The sequence below is a fragment of the Pseudophaeobacter sp. genome (genome assembly GCF_048267565.1).
Lineage (GTDB): Bacteria > Pseudomonadota > Alphaproteobacteria > Rhodobacterales > Rhodobacteraceae > Pseudophaeobacter > Pseudophaeobacter profundi.
The window spans coordinates 362,677-383,330 of the sequence record NZ_JBLWXG010000004.1 but is presented as its reverse complement, the minus strand read 5'-3'; the positions used below and the strand labels follow the sequence as shown (position 1 = coordinate 383,330).

19 protein-coding genes, 1 tRNA gene and 1 pseudogene are annotated in these 20,654 nt (G+C 58.4%); 7 read left to right on the top strand and 14 right to left on the bottom strand.

What is annotated here, in order from left to right; all coding sequences use genetic code 11:
• Positions 1-752: 752 nt before the first annotated feature.
• From ACN0VH_RS12625 to ACN0VH_RS12595, 7 genes are all read right to left on the bottom strand, one after another.
• Positions 753-1,070, bottom strand: coding sequence for a hypothetical protein (locus tag ACN0VH_RS12625; protein ID WP_417700778.1), 318 nt, complete (start codon positions 1,068-1,070; stop codon positions 753-755).
• Positions 1,071-1,810: 740 nt separating this feature from the next.
• Entirely contained in the window at positions 1,811-3,016 is a 1,206-nt protein-coding gene (locus tag ACN0VH_RS12620; protein ID WP_417700777.1) for an amidase family protein, read from the bottom strand.
• Between the two features lie 472 nt (positions 3,017-3,488).
• A complete protein-coding gene (locus ACN0VH_RS12615) occupies positions 3,489-4,142 on the bottom strand; it encodes an ion channel (protein WP_417700776.1) in 654 nt (217 codons plus the stop codon).
• A gap of 1 nt (position 4,143) precedes the next feature.
• Positions 4,144-5,235, bottom strand: coding sequence for a low temperature requirement protein A (locus tag ACN0VH_RS12610; RefSeq protein WP_417700775.1), 1,092 nt, complete (start codon positions 5,233-5,235; stop codon positions 4,144-4,146).
• 107 nt (positions 5,236-5,342) lie between these two features.
• A complete protein-coding gene (locus ACN0VH_RS12605) occupies positions 5,343-5,771 on the bottom strand; it encodes a DUF924 family protein (RefSeq protein ID WP_417700774.1) in 429 nt (142 codons plus the stop codon).
• Positions 5,768-6,022, bottom strand: a complete 255-nt coding sequence (locus tag ACN0VH_RS12600; protein WP_417700773.1) for a hypothetical protein — start codon at positions 6,020-6,022, stop codon at positions 5,768-5,770. The genes ACN0VH_RS12605 and ACN0VH_RS12600 overlap by 4 nt, the downstream gene beginning before the upstream one ends.
• A gap of 114 nt (positions 6,023-6,136) precedes the next feature.
• Entirely contained in the window at positions 6,137-6,910 is a 774-nt protein-coding gene (locus ACN0VH_RS12595) for an SDR family oxidoreductase (RefSeq protein WP_417700772.1), read from the bottom strand.
• Between the two features lie 126 nt (positions 6,911-7,036).
• On the opposite strand from ACN0VH_RS12595, the gene ACN0VH_RS12590 reads away from it, so the two are divergent.
• The 4 genes and pseudogenes from ACN0VH_RS12590 (at position 7,037) to ACN0VH_RS12575 (ending at position 10,209) form a co-directional block, all read left to right on the top strand.
• Positions 7,037-8,011 carry a LysR family transcriptional regulator gene (locus ACN0VH_RS12590; protein WP_417700771.1) on the top strand — a complete coding sequence of 325 codons (975 nt, stop codon included), beginning with the start codon at positions 7,037-7,039 and terminating at the stop codon, positions 8,009-8,011.
• A gap of 329 nt (positions 8,012-8,340) precedes the next feature.
• Positions 8,341-8,562 (top strand): hypothetical protein, encoded by a 222-nt coding sequence (locus ACN0VH_RS12585; RefSeq protein WP_417700770.1) that lies wholly within the window; start codon positions 8,341-8,343, stop codon positions 8,560-8,562.
• Between the two features lie 12 nt (positions 8,563-8,574).
• A pseudogene (locus tag ACN0VH_RS12580) lies at positions 8,575-8,757 on the top strand (TniQ family protein); the annotation flags it as partial.
• A 66-nt stretch (positions 8,758-8,823) separates the two neighbouring features.
• A complete protein-coding gene (locus ACN0VH_RS12575; RefSeq protein WP_417700769.1) occupies positions 8,824-10,209 on the top strand; it encodes a hypothetical protein in 1,386 nt (461 codons plus the stop codon).
• A gap of 155 nt (positions 10,210-10,364) precedes the next feature.
• Here ACN0VH_RS12575 and ACN0VH_RS12570 read toward each other — a convergent pair.
• The 7 genes from ACN0VH_RS12570 to ACN0VH_RS12540 form a co-directional block, all read right to left on the bottom strand.
• A tRNA-Arg gene (locus tag ACN0VH_RS12570) sits at positions 10,365-10,442 on the bottom strand.
• 383 nt (positions 10,443-10,825) lie between these two features.
• The gene (locus ACN0VH_RS12565; RefSeq protein ID WP_417700768.1) at positions 10,826-12,613 is read right to left on the bottom strand and encodes a TRAP transporter permease; all 1,788 of its coding nucleotides are present in this window, start codon (positions 12,611-12,613) and stop codon (positions 10,826-10,828) included.
• 53 nt (positions 12,614-12,666) lie between these two features.
• Positions 12,667-13,623, bottom strand: a complete 957-nt coding sequence (locus ACN0VH_RS12560) for a TAXI family TRAP transporter solute-binding subunit (protein ID WP_278923554.1) — start codon at positions 13,621-13,623, stop codon at positions 12,667-12,669.
• 380 nt (positions 13,624-14,003) lie between these two features.
• Positions 14,004-14,216 carry a hypothetical protein gene (locus tag ACN0VH_RS12555; RefSeq protein WP_417700767.1) on the bottom strand — a complete coding sequence of 71 codons (213 nt, stop codon included), beginning with the start codon at positions 14,214-14,216 and terminating at the stop codon, positions 14,004-14,006.
• A 172-nt stretch (positions 14,217-14,388) separates the two neighbouring features.
• Positions 14,389-15,903 carry a tripartite tricarboxylate transporter permease gene (locus ACN0VH_RS12550; protein ID WP_278923556.1) on the bottom strand — a complete coding sequence of 505 codons (1,515 nt, stop codon included), beginning with the start codon at positions 15,901-15,903 and terminating at the stop codon, positions 14,389-14,391.
• 1 nt (position 15,904) lies between these two features.
• Positions 15,905-16,387: a tripartite tricarboxylate transporter TctB family protein gene (locus ACN0VH_RS12545; protein ID WP_278923557.1), complete on the bottom strand. Its 483-nt coding sequence runs from the start codon at positions 16,385-16,387 to the stop codon at positions 15,905-15,907.
• A 75-nt stretch (positions 16,388-16,462) separates the two neighbouring features.
• Complete coding sequence (locus ACN0VH_RS12540; RefSeq protein ID WP_278923558.1) at positions 16,463-17,449, bottom strand: Bug family tripartite tricarboxylate transporter substrate binding protein; 987 nt, start codon at positions 17,447-17,449, stop codon at positions 16,463-16,465.
• Between the two features lie 107 nt (positions 17,450-17,556).
• On the opposite strand from ACN0VH_RS12540, the gene ACN0VH_RS12535 reads away from it, so the two are divergent.
• The 3 genes from ACN0VH_RS12535 to ACN0VH_RS12525 are packed head-to-tail and all read left to right on the top strand — an operon-like array spanning position 17,557 to position 20,589.
• Complete coding sequence (locus ACN0VH_RS12535) at positions 17,557-18,222, top strand: response regulator transcription factor (RefSeq protein ID WP_417700766.1); 666 nt, start codon at positions 17,557-17,559, stop codon at positions 18,220-18,222.
• On the top strand, positions 18,215-19,579 hold the full coding sequence (locus ACN0VH_RS12530) for a sensor histidine kinase N-terminal domain-containing protein (RefSeq protein WP_417700765.1): 1,365 nt from the start codon (positions 18,215-18,217) through the stop codon (positions 19,577-19,579). The genes ACN0VH_RS12535 and ACN0VH_RS12530 overlap by 8 nt, the downstream gene beginning before the upstream one ends.
• On the top strand, positions 19,558-20,589 hold the full coding sequence (locus ACN0VH_RS12525; RefSeq protein WP_278923561.1) for an ABC transporter substrate-binding protein: 1,032 nt from the start codon (positions 19,558-19,560) through the stop codon (positions 20,587-20,589). The genes ACN0VH_RS12530 and ACN0VH_RS12525 overlap by 22 nt, the downstream gene beginning before the upstream one ends.
• Positions 20,590-20,654 lie beyond the last annotated feature (65 nt).

Here is a 20,654-nt window from a genome sequence, read left to right as displayed (position 1 = left end):
AATCCGACACATGCGTGCAGCGATGACATCAGGTCATCAGTAAGACTGCGAAGAGAAGCGTGACCCGGATGAGTGACAAAGACCCAAAGGAAAGAAGGAAAACGAGCTTGACCCAAACACCCAATTAGAGAAGCGGACAATTATCTTGACGTCCGACGCCGCGTCGCAGCTTCTTCAAAGCTGGCCTTGGGCCTGAAAATCACCGTTAGGTCATTCAGTTCCAACCGAACTCTTCGACAATGCGAGCTCTGTAAGCGGTTGCAATCTGATCGGGTGCTTGGCGAACGTACTCTTCAGCCCTAGCGGCAGAATGTCCCGAAAGACCGCCTAGGTGCGAGATGACATCCTCGACAGAAGGATAATCGTTGTTCTGCTTTGTGACTGGAGATTTGGGGGGTAGACCAGTCCATACGACGCCCGCGAGACCAAGCTTGTTTGCCCAAGCCCCAACTAGCTCAGCGCCAAGATGACCAGATGAACTATCACAAGTCCAGAATGCTGCATTCTTTGTGCTTGGGAGGCCTTCGCGGTTGGCGAGCGCTTGGCGCGCTTCCTCCAATGAAGTAGATGAGAGCGTGTTCCAGAGCGTCGAACACACAGTACCCCGCTCGCAAACAACAAGTGTCATACGACCGTCACTAGATTTTCGCGCGAACTCAAGCGGCATCTTGGGCCCGTCTTCGTGCCACTCATGGTAAATGGGTAGATCGCCTGGCTCCCAAATCAACGACCCCCAACCGAGGCAAGCAAATCTAGTCCTGTCCATACTTCCCTTCATTTTCATGCCATTCGCGGATGGTTTTGGTCAGGTTTGACAAGGCAAGCCCTCGACTGGTCCGGACATCGAGCATCGAAAAGCCTTCCGCGAACTTCACAAGATTTTCCCCGTCCAATAGGAACTCAAATTGCCCGCTCGAGTACTCGTTCTCGCGGTCATAGTCTACGACTCGCCAGCTTCCGAGATCTTCGCCATCGCGAGTGATGACATCGCCATGCGCCAGCTTGGGCTCGTATCCGCTGTCGAGCCATTCATCGTGGCCGACGAAGTTTATCGGGTAAATCAAATCCATATGTTGCAGGTTAGACCAAATCTCAGGCAGTACAAGTGGAGTATAAAATAGGCCGCTTGCTCCTCCGGCCCATTGCAGACTCTCGACATCACACTGGAGTGCTGCAGTCGCAGCCCGCTTTGCCACCATTCGCTGCGAACGCAATACGGATGGCACCACATTTGTCACTACAGAGACGGGCGAGCCTTGTCTTCCATTACCAGAGTGAACACATATAAATTGTTTTCCAGAGATCTTACCATTTCAAACCAAAAAAAAGGCAAACCAGATGAGCAGTGAGCTACCACTTCCAGAACAGCTTGGTGGAACCCGAGATCACGATGAACAACATCCTTGGGTAGGGCTTGTGGGGCGCGGCAGAAGCGGATCGAGTTACGCAACGTGGCGAAAAGGTGGTTTTAGTACAACTGGAAATCCGGGCTTGGCCTACACCTTTGCCACACAAGAGGCTGCCTTGGCATTTGCGAACAGCTTTCCGTTTGGAGGAAAGAAGTCCGCCAAGCGACTAACAGTTTTAGGCAACCCAACATCTCAGGGCGACCGATACTGGCAGCGGTGAAAATCGGACAATGCCATACGATGCGTGTTGTTTAGCGGGTTCGACCCAGAGCTGCCATTCGTCGGGTTTGCTATCTCTGCAGTACAGCTTCCCAAAACCGGCCTCTGGCGGCATCGTGCAGCATGATCTGGCAGGCCAAGGTCGACTGTGCGGAAAGAAGCCAGCGTTTAGTTGCGGAGATTCAGTAGATCAGTGTCTTCAAGGCATTTAGTAGGTACGCATCTTGGTAGTGTCCCGCCACGAAGGACAGCCCGACCGGGCAACCTTCGACGGTCAGCATTGGGGCAGAGACTTCAGGCAACCGTGCCACGCCAGAAAACGCGGTAATGGTCATCGTCGGATCATAGAATTCCATAACGGCCTCAAGCGTATTTAGAGACCCTTTGAGCGGTGCCTTCTTTGGCGTCGTAGGAAAACAGACAACCGTATCCTCGGTGAAAAACGCATTAATTCGTTTGAACAGATGTTCGCAATTGGCGATATTGTCCAGAACCGCGACGCGGTCGAAAGTGCGGACGTTCTCATAGGCCATCGCGAAAGTGGCACCCAGTTCGGGTTTGCAGGCTTCGATCCAGTTTCCCACGGTGCTCTGAAATTCGGCAGTTTGCAGGTCGCGCAAACCTTCCATATTGCAGGCATTCAACGGGGCATCCTCTCCTATAATCTCGGCAAAGCTTACAGGCTCAAGCGTGATCCCGCTGCGATCTGCAATCTGTTGAAGAGCCGTCTCGGCCTGACCGCGAACGGCAGGATCGGCGATTTCGAGTGCATCCTGTAACACGACGATGTGTTTCGGCGCCGGGATGTTTGTCGTGTGTTCGTTGAGCAGAACGCGCATCGCTCGGTCCAGCACGTCGAACCGATCCGCCAACACCCCTACGGTGCTCACGCTTGGTTGGAAGGGCAGGACACCGGCCTCGGAAACTCGGTGAAGTGAAGGACGCATACCCCACAGACCGCAGAGGCTAGCGGGCACGCGGATTGATCCCCCAGAATCCGTGCACAGCGAGAAGTCCGCGAACCCGCCCGCCACCGACGCGGCAGAGCCACTGGATGAACCGCCCGGTACTCGATCCGGCGCCTTTGCGTTGCGCGGCGTGCCGAAGTAGAAGCTCTCCCCATCAAGGCTATAGGTGAACTCGTCCGCGACGACCTTCCCTATGCACCGCGCGCCTGCGGCAAGCAATTGGTCGACACAAAGCGCGTTGTGAACCGGCGCCACGTGGGCATCACGCCAAGTAGGACTTCCATACGATGTTCTATACCCCGCAAGATCTATGTTGTCCTTCACGGTGAATTTCAGGCCATCCAATATCCCCTCGCATAGCGGCGGCAAATCGAAATGTTCGATGAAGGCGTTCGAAGGATCGTTTGTGGCAATGCTCATTTACGTATCGTTTTTTTTCGAGTGCAGACTGGGGGGGGGCGGCGCAATGTGCTGATATCCCGGCAAACTGCTGCCGTGGAGCACTCAGGTGACCAAGGCTAGGTTAGCTTTTCGGCTATCGAAGCACAATGACCGAACAGGGTTCAAAGCCGACTTGCGGCGACGCGGCAGGTCGCGTGACTACCTTGTGGCAGACCACCACGACGCTTTGGCCCAATGCTGCCGTTCGGCGGGTTGACAATCTCTGCTGTGCAGCTTTCCCAAAGCCGACGGTCGCGCCCTACGCCTGACGCTATCGTACCCGGTCGTGAGTCGCCATTCGCCAAGATGGTCTCGGTGCAACGCCGCTTCTCCGAACCAGCCTTTCGTGAGTCCTGGACCCCAAATCGCCACTTCCTGCGAATCCGTAAGCGCTGCCGGGACCCTGCCCAGAAGCGTCCGCATTTGCAGACCCATCGAGCCTGAGACTAGGCTACCCCCGACTGGCGTGCAGCCCGACCAACCGCGACAACAGGATCACTGTATAGAGCGTCCCCCCAATAGCTTCGAATGCGACGAAGGACTGGGCATAGAAGCCCACCGGCGTGATGTCGCCATAGCCCAGCGTGGTCAGCGTGACGTAGCTGAAGTACACCATCTGCTGCCAGTCGATTGCCGCACGGGAGCTTGCCACGAAAGACCCCGGCACGCACCATTCGATGAAGGCTAGTACGGCGGCAAAGCCCGAACCGATCACAAGATAGAGCGAGGTTGCGGAGATCAGTACGTCGGTCATCACAGTCTTGGCCCCGAAGGTGTAACGCGCCAGTGCGACGACCATCCCGAGGTGATAGGCAATGGAGGTCAGATAGACAGCCAGCGCCGCGCTGCTGGAGGGGGCATAGGAGTTCAAGAGGCCCGCGATAAATACGGCAAGCCCTGCGCCTCCAACGAAGGCACGCAAGGTCTGGTTATCCGTAAGCGCCCAGGTCGCCACCACGAAGATTGCCGCGTAGAAGGCATAGAACAGCGCGGGCCAAATCCCACCCGCTGTCGACAGCGGATAGGTCAGGTTGTGGATCAGGATCGCGGCCAGAAAGCCGGCATTGGCGACGACCTTGTTCTGGGCAGTGGGCAGTGTCAGCACTTCAATCTGCCTTTCGATGGCCCAGAGCTGCCATGACCATCACGATCAACAGAACGCCCGTACCGAGCCACAACCCGTTCAGGTGCAGGTTCAGTGCCAGCCAGCCCCAGACCGCAAGCGCCGCTACGGCCAGCAGGTACAGCCCACGCAAGCGTTCCGCCGTGACCCGGTGGAAAATCGTGCAGCCAAGAAGAAACAGAGACGGTCCGGCAAAGGCGATGATCGCGGTCTCGGCATGGATCGCGTCATGGGGATGAGCCACGATCATCTCAATGGCGACGGCGGTCACGATGGCACCACAGACTGCGACTCCATGCGCATAGGCCAGACCCGCGCGCGCGAGGCTTGTGTGATCCGTCTCATGTTCGAATCGATGTTCGCCCGGCTCGGAAAGATCGACGAAGTAGATCCACCACAATGTCACGATCAACAGGAAGCCGATCAGTGCGGCGGCACCCGTGTCCAGATGGATCTCATGACTGACCAAATAGCCGCCCAGCAGCAGGATGGATTCCCCGAGCGCGATGATAAAGATCAATTGGTTGCGCTCGAAAAGATGCAGCCCTTTCAACGTCCAGCTCGACATCGGCGTCGCGCCTTTGCCGGGCAGCCAAAAACCGACGTAGGGCGCGGCATAGTCGATCAAAACGGCGACGATCCAGAGCTCCAGACGCGCGGATGCGATGAACGCTCCCAAGATCCAGAAGAGACCGGAGATCGCGCTCCATGCGCCAAGCTGGGCATAGTTTTGCCCCATGACCTGACCGCGAAACACAATGGCCATATAGCCCGCCCGGATCAAGGCCATGGCCACATAGGCAAAAGCGAAGAGCGCCGCGCGTTCGCTGAAAGCCTGCGGCGCCGCCACTGCCATCAGAAGCGCGCAGCCCATCAAGATGACCATCAGCCCGCGTCCGCTGGGATGATCCGGGTTGACCCAGTTCGCCGCCCAAGCGGTGTAATTCCAGGCCCACCAGACCGCGGCAAACAGCGTCACATATTCCAGCGCCCCAAGCCAACTCGCATGTTCGAGGAGGTAATGGGAAAGCTGGATGATGGTGAACACATAGACGAGATCAAAGAACAACTCCATCGTCGTGACGCGGGGCGTGTCCTCGGGGCGGAGCGCCCGTAGGGCGTTCGTCGGAACAAGGCGGTGCAATAGGGTAGACATGAATGCTTCCTGTTGAGTTTTCGCGATTATCCATAAAACCCGCCTGCGTTCAAATACCGGCGTTCCTCGGATGTTAGTGCGCGTTCGAAGATCAGCTGCCTGTGGGGGAAACATCCGAAGCGTGCGATGATGTCGCGATGGCGTCTGGCCCGGTGAAGTCCCAAAGGCAGATAGCGGCGATGCAGCGCGACCGATTGGTCCTGATCCTCCAACGTTTCGGAATGCGCGAAAGGCAAAAGCATGAACAGGCGGAGGTCCTGCGGTACTCGGTCGATGAAGCCCTGCCGCCAGGCATAACGCGCCACGGACAGGGCCTTAGGATCTGCGCGATACATGCCCCGGGTGCCACGGAACGCATTGCGTGGATATTGATCAAGCAGAATCAAAAGGGCCAGACAGCCTTCCGGCGTGTCTCGCCACCAGGTGATCACCTCGCCGATCCGGGGATCGATCATGCCCACCGCCGCGCCAGAAGCCAAGCGACAACACAAGGGATGCCAAAGACGGCAAGGAAGATCGGCAACTCTTCCGTCACGGCATATCCGGCGCGGGCCACGCCGATCCAGAGATTGGCTGCGGAAGCTATCACCCACATAATTGCATAGACAGGAAAAGCCCGGCGCAGAGACGTGCCACGCCATAATGCTATGACATAGGTGATTGCCAGCAGGACAAAGCCGCCAAAGATCACGAGAACAGTATGCATATCGAAATTCCTGTGCTGGGCGGACCTTCGATTTTAAAGGCGGCGAGGCGCCACTCTGGCCCCGCCGCCCCGGGCGCTATTCGTAAACCGGAACCACTTAACTGCCCCGACGGCTTACTTGGTCGTGTAGCCGCCATTCACAAGGATCGTCTGGCCGGTCATCCACCATCCGCCCGAGACCATAAACGTAATCCAAGGCACGATATCCTCGATGTCGGTCAGACCGGTCTTCGAGAAAGGCGAAAGCGCGGCGGCGGTCTTGTGATATTCCACCGCCTCTTTTTCCTCCGCCGGATAGAAGAACGGAGTGTCCATCGGCCCCGGTCCGATCGCGGTGACCGAGATTCCGCGACCACCCAGTTCCTTCGATGCTGCGCGGGTGAAATGCTCGACCGGTGCCTTCAGGCCCTCATAGGCCGCGTAGAAGGGGGTGTAAGCCCCTAAAAGCGAGGTCACGATGGTGCAGATTTTGCCGTTATCATTGACGTGCTTGCCAGCCTCTTTCAGGAAGAAGAAGGCGGATTTGACGTTGACCGCGCAGGACTGGTCGAAAATCTTTTCGCTCACCTCGGCCATCGGTTTCTTCACCACCATGCCGACGGTGTTGATCGCGATGTCGGGGCGACCGACGGCAGCAACCGTATCCGCGAACAGCTTTTCCATCGCTGACGCTGAGGTCAGGTCGGCCTGAAAGGCCACCGCTTCGGCGCCTGCCGATTTGATTGCCGCAACGGTGTCTTCTGCCGCCGCTTTGGTGGCGTCGCTGTTGTAGTGAATGGCAACGGCTTTAGCGCCGGAGTGCGCGAACTCACGCGCCAGCAAACCGCCCAAGTTTTTCGCGCCGCCGGCGATCAGAACCACTTTTCCTTCAATGCTGTTTCTCGACATCTGATTGTCCTTTCCACGTTGTGTGCGTCGTTCGGAGCGACGCCTTGCGTGGAATATGGCCTGTCACTTCATTCAGATAATCACACCCTTCTTGACATCATCCGCCAGAAATGACGAACAATAGGCATGGATCGAATTCAACAGATGCAGGTGTTCGTTCAGGTCGTGGAAAGCGGGAACTTTACCCGCGCCGCGGAGGTGCTCGGCTTGCCCCGCTCAACCGTGTCCAGCACGGTACAGGCATTGGAGGACAGGCTCGGCGTACAACTTCTACAACGCACCACCCGCGTGGTGCGACCGACGCAGGAAGGATTACAATTTGCCGACACCGCCCGTAATCTGGTCGATGCGTTCGCACAGGCCGAAGGACAGTTCCGGCTGCGGCCCGATGACATTTCGGGACGCCTGCGGGTTGATATGCCCAGCCGGATCGCACGGCGTCTTGTCATCCCGCATTTGCACGACTTCCGCGCCCGTTATCCGGCGGTGACGCTGGAGATCAGTGCGACCGACCGGATGATCGATCTGGTGTCCGAGGGGATCGACGCGGTGGTGCGTCTGGCTGTTCTGGAGGACAGCGAGTTGATCTGCCGCAAGATCGGTGATGTTCCGATGCTGACTTGCGCCGGGGCGGAGTATCTCGCGGAATTCGGGGTGCCGCAAACGCCCGCCGATCTCGCGGAACATCATCTGGTCAACTACGCGCTGCGCATGCCCGCAGCCTCATCCGAATGGGAAGGTCTTGAGGACGGACGTGAGATCAATGTCGCCATGCAAAGCCACCTTTGCGTCGACAATGCTGAAAGCTATGTCGCAGGTGCGCTGCACGGGCACGGGCTGGTTCAGGTTCCCGTCTATGACGTAGCCGATGACATTTCAGCAGGCCGACTGGTCGAAGTATTGACCGAGTTCCGGCCCTCTCCTGTGCCGATTTCGATCCTATATGCGCGCAGGCGTCATCTCGCCCCTCGGCTCAGGGCGTTCATGGATTGGCTGGAGGAGGTGTTACAGGCAGAAGGTGTTGTTACCAACGTCCGAAACGGTCGAATTCAGCCCCAAGAAGTCTCCGGACTTTCGCTCAAGAGTGTCTATTCTTCCTAATCGGTGGGAATGGTCGCCGCCACCCGTAACAATAGCTTCGTTTGCATCATTTGTATGAGGAACTGCTATCTATACGTTCATTGGAAATCTCCGCCAATTGCGCTGTGCGTTGTTTGAATGACGGCTTGTGCTGTTTGACTGCGAGCGCCACGCTGTGTTGCTCTCAGTCGGCTTGCCGCCCTTCACGTCGGTAGCATCCCTACCAGTCCCCGGCTTTGGGTATGTCTCATCCGCGTTTGCAGCGAATGGCGGCTTCGCTTCCGATCCCGAAACGGCTATGGAGCCGAGTATCGCAACACGTGGGGCGTTTGAGCACACAGGAGGTGTATTTGCTGGGGAAGCTTGCCCTTACGGTGGAGCCCGTTGACCGCGAGACGCTCCCGTCGCTGTTTTCGTGCATGGCAATCCTGAATGGAACCGACGCTGCCAACTTCGCCCTCGATCTCGGTACCACCTTTCGGCGTATCCTGGAGCAGGACGAAGAGACCGTCGCGATTTTTGCAGAACGCGCAGGGCTGTCGGCCACGCAGCTCGCCGAAATGCTCTCCTAGACAGGTGAACGCATCGGAGACGTCCGGATGCGATTTCGGAAGGAAGTCTTTGTCTCGCGGGCCCTACGAAACCCGATCATTCGGGGCTGTCCACTTTGCATACGTGAGCATGCAGCCGATCAGCCCCATCCGTTGCGGCAAATTGCCTTGCGGGGCGACTGGCTCTGCAGAGGTGTTGATATGTGCCACCGTCACCACCATCTCCTAGTTCCCTTGTGGTCCAGCGCGCGCCCCATCGAACGGGATGATATCGGCGCACGATTGGCGGAAATCCTGCCAGGCCTGCGAGCAGGATCATTCGATTGCGTGCGCATTGATCCTACCGACTATGACCTTTGGCTTGATAAACGTCTCTCGCGGGGTACCGCTGCGGACAAAACATGGCTGGCCTCACAGCCGGTGTTTCCGGCGATCACACTCTGTGAGTTCATCGGTGCAGCCTTGCTGCGCAAACAGGGCAAGGCCCCGGACGATCGGCGCGCCAAGGCCACGGGCTTTGCCTTTGTCTCGCAAGGCCCTGATGGGATCCGAGCGGCGCTCGACATCCTCATGCGGTCACAGGACGGTGGCCACATCGTGACGCAGGGCGAGTCGGGTCCGCTCTTCAAACATCTCAAGGGCATCTATCTTGATGACGGTGCCTTTGCGGGCTTTCGCAGGATCCTTCGTGACTATTTTCTGGAGATATGGCCGTTGGCGCCAGGTGATGACCTTCTCGGGCAGGCCGTGACAGAGCGGCGCCTCCACTCCCTTACGTCAGCATCCAAGGAAACCGGCATCGGCCCGGCTGTGCTGGATGATTTCCTGACAGAAGCGGGCGCGTTTGCACCCGGTGACGCGCGTGCCGATGCCCGCAAGACCTTTGATGCGAAGGCCTGGCAGCACATTCTTGATGAAATCCCCACACTGGTTGGTCCGATTTCGCTGCGACAGGCAATCGGCGCAACGCTGGCCGAATTGAACGGGTTGAAGGCAGACGGTGTCCTCGTCCCGAGGACCAACGTCGCAACAATCAAATCGCCTTGGCGGATTGCGGACGGCCAAGCTCTGCTTGAGGAGTTGGAGGCCTATGCGCAGCCGGTCGCCTCAGAAGAGCTAGGGTGGGAGACGATCCAACTCGTTCACAAGCGGCTGGACCTTCCTGTTGGCGAGATCATTGCGGCCATCCGGACGGGTTCTCTGCGCCTTGGTCAGCGTCCTGATGTGTTCGGTTACCACGGGCTTGTGGTGGAAATCACTGAAGTTGCTGCGTTCAAGGCGAAGGCCGCGCCGCAGCGTAAGCCGTCGACAAACCAGGGAGAGATGACCGCGGCGACCTACGCCCGGTCGGCGGGTATTCGGGGGGAAGGTCAATTCCTGGTTCTGATTGAAGGTGGTCACACGCCTGCGATATTAGTTGTGAACTCCACGACCAGGCGTCGGGGATGGCGCATGAGCCGGGACGACATCGCCGCGTTTGAGGCCAGCTATACCACACCAACCCTTCTGTCCGCCGAAACCGGTGCGCATCGCAACACGATCCGGGCCGTTCTGCAGAGCGAGGGGGGCCAGCCGTTCCGACCGAACGGCCTGGATGTCGGACCGATCTATCTTCGGAACGCTGTTGAGCCCGTTGTGGCACTCCTGAAATCTCAGGGCGAAAAATGACCGCTAGCCGCGGGTCATGCAGAAATACCGTTCGATCCCAGTGTGCTGGAATAAACCTTCAACTTGGCACCCCAAGCCTCTTGACAGGGAGTGTGCATGAAAAATGCCAAATCGTGCAAGCTTATGGTGCATTGGCATTGGCAAATGGAAAGAAATGGCGAGCCGTGGAGGACTCGAACCCCCGACCTGAGAATTAGAAGTTCCCTGCTCTAATCCAGCTGAGCTAACGGCCCACTCTTCTTTCGGCTATATCAGCCAAATTCCCCGCCGTGTCAACGTGGTAGAAGGATGGGATGCCGACCCAGAAATTTCCATTTATTTTCACTGTAACCCCTGTCTGTGGCAGAAATCGGGGCTCTGGATATCGCTATCCCTTAAGACCATCCTGCGACGCGTAGGGCCAATAGCACAGGTCCAGCGCCGGACCATAGGGCTCTGCGTGCTGATACAAAACGCGTTCCCTTTTGGGGGCCATCCGTCGCGCGGCATTTACGATTTCCACATGCAAAGCAGACCATCGCCGCGCGCATCGTGTTCCTGCAAAATGGCTGCGTTACTGCCACTGTCGGCGATGTTTCCCCGTTCCGCATTGGTCAGGGGAAACATCTTTGCACGATCAGAACGCCGCCCCAAAGCAGGCGGCAAGGCCAAGGGCGGCAAGCAGAACCCGCAGCGGCAGGCGCAGCCGCCCGATAAGAGCGTAAGACAGACAGCCCAGGCCGGTACCGACCAGGGCAAAGGCGATGACGGCCCCAAATGGATTGGTGGTGAGACGGATCAAAGCGGGGTTTGCAATCATCGCCAGCGGAATCACATAGAGCCCAACCCCGAGCGCCATTGCCGTCAGTGCCACCTTCAGCCAGTTCTCTGCGATCATGCCGGCCGCGATAAAGACAGCACCGCAGACTGGCGGCGTAATGGTTGAGAGCAGTGCAAACCAGAACACAAACAAATGCGCCTGCAGGGGCTCCAGCCCCAATTCAGTCAGGGCCGGGCCTGCCACCGACACGCAGATCACATAGGCGGCGGTGGTCGGGACCTCCATGCCCAGCAGCAGGCAGGCCAACGCCGTGAGCAAAAGCGCGGGCCAAAGCAGCCCGCCCGCCCCGGACAGGATCACCGAGGTGATCTTGATGCCAAGACCGGTGATGCCCAGCACGCCGATGATGATAGAGGCGCAGATGATAATGGCAGCAATCATCGCAACCTGTCTGCCGATCGCCGTGAAGCCACCGCCCAAACGGGCCAGGCCCTGGGTCAGGTTCATGCGCGGCGTGGCGTCAAAGAACAGCGCGGCAGCACCCGCAAAGATAGCCAGAACAGCTGCATACTGCGGGGTAAATCCGGCGGCAAACATCGCTATCAGCAGCACCGAAAAGGGCACCAGGAAAAAGCATGAGGTCACAAAGACCATGCGCGGGCCGGGCCGTTGGTCTTCCGGCACGGCTTGCAGGTCAAAACGTTGGGCATAGGCATTGATGCCAACCCAGACCGTCAGGAAATACAGCACCGCAGGCAGCAGCGCCGCCAGCATGATCTGCGTGTAGGGCACGCCTGTCAGTTCCACCATGACAAAGGCCCCCGCCCCCATCAGGGGCGGCATGATCTGCCCACCGGATGAGGCAACAGCCTCTACCGCGGCGGCCAGGCGTTTGGGATAGCCAAGCTTGGTCATTGCAGGCAATGTGATTGCCCCGGTTGAAGCCACATTGGCCGAGGCCGAGCCCGAGATAGAGCCAAATAGCGCTGAAGAGAGCACCGAAACCTTGGCCGCACCACCGGTCAGACGCCCCGCAGCCGCAGCGGCCACATTCATGAACCCCTGTCCCGCTTCGCCCGCGTTCAGTACCGCGCCAAAGATCACAAAGATTGCGACAACCCCGACCGACACCCCGGTGAGACTGCCCCAAAGCCCGCCTTCGGCGATAACAAGCGTGCCCAGAAAACTGCGCAAAGGCGTGCCGGCATGGCCAAATTCACCGGGGATATGCTGCCCCCAAAGCCCATAGGCCAGAGCACAGAGCGCAACCAATGGCAGCGGCCAGCCGATCATCCGGCGCGCCCCCTCCATCGCGATCAGCAACAGGCTGATGGCCAGCACCACCTGAAAAGAGTTTTCCAGAAAACCATATTGGTTCCGCAGCATCTGATGGCTCAGCGCGATCCAGATGCAGCCTGCAATGCCAATAATGGTGATGACCAGACCGGACCACCAGGCCAATGGGGTCTTGGCGGAGTACAAGAACACCCAAGGCAGGATCAGCGCCATGTGCAGGGGGCGCGCGACCAGATTGGGCACCAATCCGTAAAAGATCAGCCCGATGTGAAACACGGCAGTGATAGCGCCAAACAGCATCCAGACATGGCCTGCATGTGGCGCGAAACGGGGGGATAAAGATGTCATGAGATCAGATCAATGCGCCCCACCCCGGAACAAGACCGGGGCGGGGCCAAAAATTACATATGCGCGGCGTCCAGCGCCACACCGATTTCTTGGTAATACCGGATCGCACCAGGGTGGATCTGCGTGGTGATGTTGCTCAGCATGTCGGCCGAAACACCCGCCCACCAGGCCGCGTCCTTGGCCATGTTTTCGCGGGTTTCCCAATATGTCTTGGTCAGCATATAGGCCGTGTCATCATCCATCTTGGTGGTGGAATAGGCCACAACCGGCAGCGAGGTTGTGGTGATATCTTCAGCCTGGCCCGTATAGGTGCCCGCTGGGATGGTCAGCCGGGTCCGCTTGGACGCAGCGATCTGGTCATCATCCAGCGACAACACGGTCACCCCGGTCGAAGCCGCCGCTTCGATCACATTTGGCGCCGGAAAGGACCCGGCGGTGACAAAGCCGTCGATCTGACCATTTTTCAGCGCATTCACCGCATTGGACAGTTCGGAATCGGCGATGGTCACCTTGCCCTCTAGCCCAAAAAGATTCAGATATTTTGCGCCCTCACGTGCACCAAAAGAGCCGCTGCCCAAAAGGATTGTCTTGCCTTCCATATCGGCAAAGCTGCTGATGCCGCTGTCTGTCGACATTACAAAATGCATAGTCAGCGACGGGATCGGGAACAGAGCGCGGATTTCATCAAAGGCGGGATCGCCCTTGCCTTCAAACATCGCCTTGCCACCCTGGGCCAGCCCCACCAGTGCCGGTGGCGTGGTAAAGACATAATCCCCCCCGCGGGCACGCACCTCCATCACGTTTTGCACCGATCCCTGGCTTTCTTCGACAGTGACAGAGATATCCCCGCCGGTGCCTGCCTTCATCGCTTCGGCAATCTGCGCAGCCATCTGGAAATAAGACGACCCCGCCTTGGCCGATTTATAGGTAATGCGCGTCTCAGCCGAGGCCACGCCGGTCATCATCAGGGCAACAGCCGCAGCTGCGCCAATAGATTTCATAAAGGTCATTTTGATCCCTCCCATTGAACTGCCGAGACAATTGAGCCTAGGCCGTGGAAATGCAAGCGGCGACAGCATTCTAGCTGCCGCCGCCTGCGTCTTTGTGCCAATTAAGCACGCCCCCAAGCCCCCCATCGCAAAGGCGACAGGCACACGCCGCAAGAGCAACCCGATCAGACTGCCGAGAATGAGAATGCTTTCCATGTCAGTATACCAATGTTTGCTTGGGTAGCTCGTCAGGGGCCCAAGTCCATATTTTGAAGATTTCCGCCAAAGCCTGCAGCGCCATCACATCAAAACCAACCCAGATCGCAGACTGTCCACCAGCCTGCGGTTGAAGGTATGGGGATTGCGGAAGGTGACATCAATGATGACATGGGCCTTGTGCTTCAGCACATAGCCAATCGCCAGATAGGTGGCCCAGACCTGAAAAAGCGGCTCATCTCATCGACCCAGATGGTGGGTGAATTCAGCACATAGCGCATAAAGACCTCAAAGGAGACGATAATGCCGGTGGTGAAAAACATCCAGGCGGCGATTGTTCCGGTGGTTTCCGAAACCGCATCCATGGTGCGAATATAGGTTTGAATTTTAGGCGCCATCTGTGCCCCATTCCCAAACAGAGCGCGGCCACCCAAGGGGGCAGCCGCAGTCTGGTTTTAGATTTTCAGTTTGCGCGGCGCGCACGGCGGCAACAGCGGCGCCACCCGCAGCGCCTTGTCGGCGGACAGGTAGTCATTGCGCCCATAGGCCTGCCACCATAGTGCCTTTGCCTTAATCCCCGTCTGCCACCCCGCGCATGCGCAACCGGGCGCGCCGGGCCCGATAGCTGGGCAGCACGACCAGCAGGACTGCCAGCACCAGCAGCCCCAGCGTGATCGGACGTTCCCAGATGAACGAGGGGCCATCAAACAGCTGCATCGAGCGTGAGAAGTTATCTTCAAGCATGCCGCCAAGAATGAAGCCGATCAACAGCGGCGCCAGCGGATAGTCGGCAAAGCGCAGTGCCGTGGCACAGACACCAAAGCCCACCAGCAGCAACAGCTCTGTTGCATTGTTCTGACCAATATAGGCCCCCATCAGGGTAAAGAACAAAATGAACGGAATAAGGTAGGTGCGTGGCACCGACAGGACCTTGGCAATATAAGGGATCAAAGGCAGGTTCAAAACCAGCAGTACCAGATTGCCGATGAACATCGACATGATCACCGCCCAAAACACCTCTGGCTGGTCAATCATCAGCCGCGGCCCCGGTGTGACATTCAGAGCGATCAACGCGCCCAGCAAGATTGCCGTCGTGCCCGACCCCGGAATGCCCAGCGTCAGCAGCGGCACAAAAGACCCGGTGCAGGCGGCGTTATTAGCGGTTTCTGGTGCCGCCAAGCCCTTGATAGAGCCCTTGCCAAATTCTTCCTGCTCGTGCTTGGGGGCGATATTGCGCTCCACCGCGTAGCCCAGAAAACTGGCAATGGTGGCACCAGCCCCCGGCAGCACCCCAATGAAAAAGCCCTGAACAGATTGCCGCCCGATCACCGGGGCAATGGCCCTGGCCTCGGTGCCGGTAATGCGCAGATCCTTGATCGCCTCGCCATCACCCTGCTGGGTGGTCTTGGGGCTTAGCACCAGAAACAGCGCTTCGGGCAAGGCAAACATCGCCATCGCCAGGGTGATAAAGCCAAACCCCGACTGCAGATCCATGATCCCCATGGTAAAGCGCGGTAGATTAAACAGCGCCCCCTCCCCCACTGTGGCCATGATCAGGCCAAGGGTTGTCATCAGCATTGCCTTGGCAACCTGCCCGGTGCCGGCAAAGGCGGCAATCGCCGACAGGCCCACAACCATCAGGGCAAAATACTCTGCGGAATGGAACAACAGGGCCACCGAAGACAGCGCCGGCGCAAACACCATCAGCAACAGCGCACCAATTGTGCCACCGGCAAAACTGGCCACGGCTGCAATGGTCAGCGCCTTGCCCGCCTTGCCCTGCTTCGCCATCGGATAGCCATCAAAACTAGAGGCAACCGTCCCCGCCACCCCCGGCGCGTTCAGCAGGATCGACGAGGTCGAGCCACCAAAAATGGCACCATAATAGACCCCCGCCAGCAGGATCAGCGCCGCCGAAGGGTCACCCATCGAAATGGCCACCGGGATCATGATCGCAATGATCGACATCGGCCCCAGCCCCGGCAACATGCCGATAAAGGTGCCAATCAGACAGCCGCCGATCACCATCAGCAGGTTCTGCATCGACAGCGCGGTTTGCAGACCAATCAAAAGTCCTTCAAGCATCTCAAGCCCCCCAAAAACCAGGCAACGGGCGCATGTAGATGCCCAAAACCTGTTGCACCAGATACCACACGACCAGCGCCGCACAGACCGCGACGGGCATCAGGATATACCACTTGCGCTCGCCCAGGATGGCGCCGCCAAGAAACAGAAACCCAGTCGTTGACAGCAAGAAACCGACAGGGCGCAGACAGAGCGCATAGACCACCATCAGCGCCAAGAGCAAAAGCGCCTGGCCAAGGTGGTAGTCACCCAGACGGCGGTAATCGATCTCTGCGGTTTTTTCCGCGCTCTTCTCCAGGCCAAACAGAATGATGCAAGAGGCAATCACCCCCAGGACCGACAGCACCTTGGGAAAGGTGCTAGGCCAGATTGGGTTGCGTTTCATAAACGGGGCTAGCCCGCTATCCATGGTGAACCAGGCGGTATAGCCATAGGCCAGACAAATACTTAGCAGGACCAGCGCGATCCATCGATCCAGGGCCATCTTTTCCTCCCCCTCATTTAAGATGTGGCAAAGCGATTGCCCGCTTTGCCACCAGATTTCTTGCCTGCACGGGCCTTACAGAAAGCCCAGTTTCTTCATCAGATCGCCGATGGCCTTTTCCTGATCTTCCAGGAAGCTTTTGAAATCATCGCCGGAATTATGGATATTCACCCAGCCGTTGCGCGCGCGCACCTCTTCCCATTCGGGGGTGTCATACATCTTGGCCAAGGCCTCCTGAAACAGCGCCAGCTGGTCTGCCGACAGATCGGGGGCACCAAAGAAGCCGCGCCAGTTGACAAAGCTGGTGTCGATCCCCTGCTCTTTCATGGTCATGGCCTCCGGAGCGGCGGCAACACGTTCCTCTGAGGTGACTCCGATAATCTTCACTTCGCCCGCGTTGGCCAGATCGACCGCTTCGGAAAATCCGGTGGACAGGGCCGCAATCTCGCCCGACAGCAGCGCTGCCATGGCCTTGCCGCCCGCGTCATAGGGGATGTATTTCACCTCCAGCGCGTCTTTGCCTGCGGCTTCCATCACCATGGCGGCAACCAGATGATCCATGCCGCCAGGCACCGAACCGCCGCCAATCGCCGTCTTGGACGGATCAGCATCATAGGCTGCCATCAGATCCGACATGGAGTTGATCGAGCTGTCTTTGCCCACAACGATCGCGGCGTAATCGCCGATGGTGCCGGCAACCAGCGTCAAGTCGCGGAAATTATAGGGAAAAACGCCGGTCAACGAGCGGATCACAATCGGGGTCGAATTGACCATCAAGGTGCCGTGGTTGCTTTCGGCGTTTTCGATCAGATAGCCAATCGCCTTGCCGCCGCCACCGCCGGACATGTTTTCATAGGAGGCGGTTTCCACCAGGCCTGCCTTGGTCAGGGCCTCGCCGGTGCCGCGCGCGGTGCCATCCCAACCGCCGCCTGCGCCGCCGGGGATGAGAAAGTGAATGCTGTCCAGCACCTTTTGCCCATCGGCCAGAACAGGTGCTGCAAAGCCCAGGGTTGCAATAGCACCCGCCAGCAGGGCGCGGCGGCCCAGTTTAAATGTCATCATGTTTTCCTCCCATTTGACAACTGTCCGAAAGGCGGCTCAGTTGCTGAGAGGCAAACACAAGAACCTGTCACAGACCTGTCACGCGATGAAAAAAGTGAAATGAGCGCATGAAATTCCTGCTGGTGGAAGACAATCCTGATCTGGCGGCTGCGGTCTGTGCCCGCCTGCAACTGGATGGGCATACCATTGATCATGCAGGAACAATTTCGGATGCTATCGCGTTTTCAGAGATCGGAGACTACGATCTTATCCTGCTGGATATAATGTTGCCGGATGGCGATGGCCGCAGCTTTTTGAAACAGCACCGCGACCAGAAACGCGACACACCGGTCATCGTTCTGACCGCAAGATCACAGGTTTCCGATAGAATCAGCATGCTGGATCTGGGAGCGGACGACTATGTCACCAAACCCTTTGATCACGAAGAACTACAGGCGCGCTGTCGGGCGGTCTTGCGCCGCAAGGCAGGGGCGGCACAGACCGTTCTGCAACTTGCGGATGTGACCTTTAATCCGGTGGCCGGCCATGTCACCGTCTGCGGCAAGGCCGTCAGCCTGCGCAACCGGGAATTGCGCCTGCTGGAACTTTTGTTCAACGCCCCGGGGCAGATCTTTCCCAAGCAGAAGCTGGTAGACCGGCTGTTTTCCTATGACGAAGATGTCTCTGCCAATGCCATCGAGGTCTATATCGCGCGGCTGCGCAAACATCTGGAAGGCTCTGCGCTGAAGATCACCACCCTGCGCGGACTGGGATATCGGTTGGATCATGGCTGAGCCGGGGCAGGTTCAGGGCAGCCTGCGCAATCGCCTTGCGGTGACGCTGATCGGGGGGGCTGCGCTCTTGGCGCTGCTGCTGTTTTTGGTTGTGCGCAGCTATGCCGCGCAGATCGCCCAACAGGGCCAGGACAGTATTCTTACGGCCTCTGTGTCCTCTATCCTGGATGCGGCGGTGCTGCGCGACGATCAGGTCGAGATTGATTTTCCCTATGCCGCCTTTTCCATGCTGACCACCCCCGCAGATGACCAGGTGTTTTACGCCATCTACCGTGATGGTGAGCTCCTGTCGGGATACGCAGACCTGCCGCAGCAGGCCGACAGAACCGCGCCAAAGCAGTTTCAGACCGCGCAGTATGATGGCAAGACTGTGCGGATTTCCACCGCCGCGCGCACCCTGCTGGGGGCGGATGTCAGAACCCGCATCACCGTTTCGGTGGCCCAGACCCAGGATGCGCTCTCTGAGACTCTGAACCAGATTTCCACCAATGTGGCCTCTTTTGGCTTTGGTTTTTTCATGCTGGCGGTGCTTTTGTCCTTTTGGGTCTCCTCGGTGACCATTGCGCCACTGAAACGGCTGACAACATCGGTTACCCGGCGCGGACCGCAGGATCTGCGACCACTCACCAAGCCTGTACCCAGCGAGATGCTGCCGCTTGTCAACTCGCTCAACACCCTGATGAGGCGGCTCAATCAGTCTCTGTCGCAATCCGAGGATTTCATCGCCGAAGCCGCCCACCGGGTGCGCACACCGCTGGCGACAGTGCGCTCCTACGCCGAAACCACGCTGCAGCGGGTCGACAAGGAAGAAAACCGTCAGGCCCTGCGCTCGATGGTCCGGGCCATTGACGAAAGTTCGCGCGCGGCGGGGCAACTGCTGGATCATGCCATGATCACCTTTCGCGCCGACCATCTGGAGCACGAAGATCTTGACCTGGGAGATCTGGTGCAGGAACTAGTGCAACGCCTGACCCCGGTGGCCGAGATGAAGGACATCGACCTGGTGTTGCAGATCGACAGGCCGGTGCGGCTCATTGGGGATGCGATCCTGCTGCAAAATGCCATTCGCAACCTGATTGACAATGCACTGAAATATTCCCCCAGCGAGAGCGTCATTGAAATTTCCGTCACTGCCAGTCCCCATCCGCAGGTCGCCGTGCGCGATCAGGGGGCAGGCTTTCCCAGCGACGAAATTGCCGATCTTGCCCAGCGATTTTCACGCGGCAACAATGCCCGCGGCACCATCGGGTCCGGCCTGGGGCTGACAATCGCCCAGGATGTGGCCGCCGCCCATGGCGGAAGCCTGACCCTGTCCAACACAGCCGGAGGCGGCGCATGCGTTATATTTTCTGTCTGATCCTTGCACTCTGGCCACTGGCGCTTTCGGCGCAAAACTGGGAGGATCGCCAGATCTTTCGCGGCGCAGCGCTGCACGACACTGCTGCCAATACTGATGCGGTGCAGCTGCGCATTCTATCCAGCACCGACACCGCCTTTTTCATCCCCATCATCCGCCGCTTTCTGGCCGATCGGCCAAGCGTGTCGATTGAATATCTGGTCGCCGGATCGGCGCAGATCGACCATATATTCCGCCAGGCCCCAGCCCAGTATGATCTGGTCATTTCCAGCGCCATGGACCTGCAATTCAAGCTGACAAATGATGGCTATGCCCAACCGATCGAAGATCTGGTGACCCCCGATTGGGCGCAGTGGCGCCAGAGCCTGTTTGCCTTTACCAGCGAGCCAGCCGCCATTGTCATCCGGCGGGCTGATTTTGACGGCCATCCCATCCCACAGACCCGGCAAGAGCTGATCGAAGCCATGCGCGCGCGCCCCGAGGTGTTTCGCAACCGGTTGGGCACCTATGATATTCGCCGCTCCGGGCTGGGGTATCTCTTTGCCACCCAAGACGCGCGGGCTTCGGAAACCTATTGGCGCCTGACAGAGGTAATGGGCAATCTGGGCACCCGGCTATACTGTTGTTCCGGAGACATGATCACTGATCTGGCCAATGGCAAGCTGGCTGTGGCCTACAATGTGCTGGGCAGCTATGCGCTGGCACGATCCGAAACCGCATCAGCGCTGACGGTGGTTCTGGCGGCGGATTTTCCGACCACCATGATGCGAACAGGTTTTGTGACCGCCTCGGCACCGCAGCCGGAACTGGCAAAGGAGTTCATCCGTCATCTGATCCGGGTCCAAACCCAAGCAGTTGATCCGGAAAGCTTTCTTCTGCCGCCACTGATCCAATCCCAGATAACACCAGCGCAATCGACCATCGCCCTTGGGCCCGCCCTTATGACCTATCTGGATAGGCTCAAGCGGCGCATGTTCTTGAAAGAATGGACCCGCGCCATCATCCGCTAGGGGCAATCCTCGCCCCGCGCCTTGCCACAGGCCGCCGCCATGCTAACCTTGCGCCTGTAGCGAGG

Excerpts from the sequence above, each read along its gene's own strand:
- ACN0VH_RS12535 (WP_417700766.1), top strand. The coding sequence starts at position 17,557 with ATGAAATTCCTGCTGGTGGAAGACAATCCTGATCTGGCGGCTGCGGTC.
- ACN0VH_RS12565 (WP_417700768.1), bottom strand. The coding sequence starts at position 12,613 with ATGACATCTTTATCCCCCCGTTTCGCGCCACATGCAGGCCATGTCTGG.
- ACN0VH_RS12605 (WP_417700774.1), bottom strand. The coding sequence starts at position 5,771 with ATGATCGATCCCCGGATCGGCGAGGTGATCACCTGGTGGCGAGACACG.
- ACN0VH_RS12540 (WP_278923558.1), bottom strand. The coding sequence starts at position 17,449 with ATGATGACATTTAAACTGGGCCGCCGCGCCCTGCTGGCGGGTGCTATT.
- ACN0VH_RS12620 (WP_417700777.1), bottom strand. The coding sequence starts at position 3,016 with ATGAGCATTGCCACAAACGATCCTTCGAACGCCTTCATCGAACATTTC.
- ACN0VH_RS12560 (WP_278923554.1), bottom strand. The coding sequence starts at position 13,623 with ATGACCTTTATGAAATCTATTGGCGCAGCTGCGGCTGTTGCCCTGATG.
- ACN0VH_RS12525 (WP_278923561.1), top strand. The coding sequence starts at position 19,558 with ATGCGTTATATTTTCTGTCTGATCCTTGCACTCTGGCCACTGGCGCTT.
- ACN0VH_RS12610 (WP_417700775.1), bottom strand. The coding sequence starts at position 5,235 with ATGGAGTTGTTCTTTGATCTCGTCTATGTGTTCACCATCATCCAGCTT.
- ACN0VH_RS12530 (WP_417700765.1), top strand. The coding sequence starts at position 18,215 with ATGGCTGAGCCGGGGCAGGTTCAGGGCAGCCTGCGCAATCGCCTTGCG.
- ACN0VH_RS12590 (WP_417700771.1), top strand. The coding sequence starts at position 7,037 with ATGGATCGAATTCAACAGATGCAGGTGTTCGTTCAGGTCGTGGAAAGC.
- ACN0VH_RS12555 (WP_417700767.1), bottom strand. The coding sequence starts at position 14,216 with ATGGCGCCTAAAATTCAAACCTATATTCGCACCATGGATGCGGTTTCG.
- ACN0VH_RS12595 (WP_417700772.1), bottom strand. The coding sequence starts at position 6,910 with ATGTCGAGAAACAGCATTGAAGGAAAAGTGGTTCTGATCGCCGGCGGC.
- ACN0VH_RS12545 (WP_278923557.1), bottom strand. The coding sequence starts at position 16,387 with ATGGCCCTGGATCGATGGATCGCGCTGGTCCTGCTAAGTATTTGTCTG.
- ACN0VH_RS12625 (WP_417700778.1), bottom strand. The coding sequence starts at position 1,070 with ATGGATTTGATTTACCCGATAAACTTCGTCGGCCACGATGAATGGCTC.
- ACN0VH_RS12600 (WP_417700773.1), bottom strand. The coding sequence starts at position 6,022 with ATGCATACTGTTCTCGTGATCTTTGGCGGCTTTGTCCTGCTGGCAATC.
- ACN0VH_RS12550 (WP_278923556.1), bottom strand. The coding sequence starts at position 15,903 with ATGCTTGAAGGACTTTTGATTGGTCTGCAAACCGCGCTGTCGATGCAG.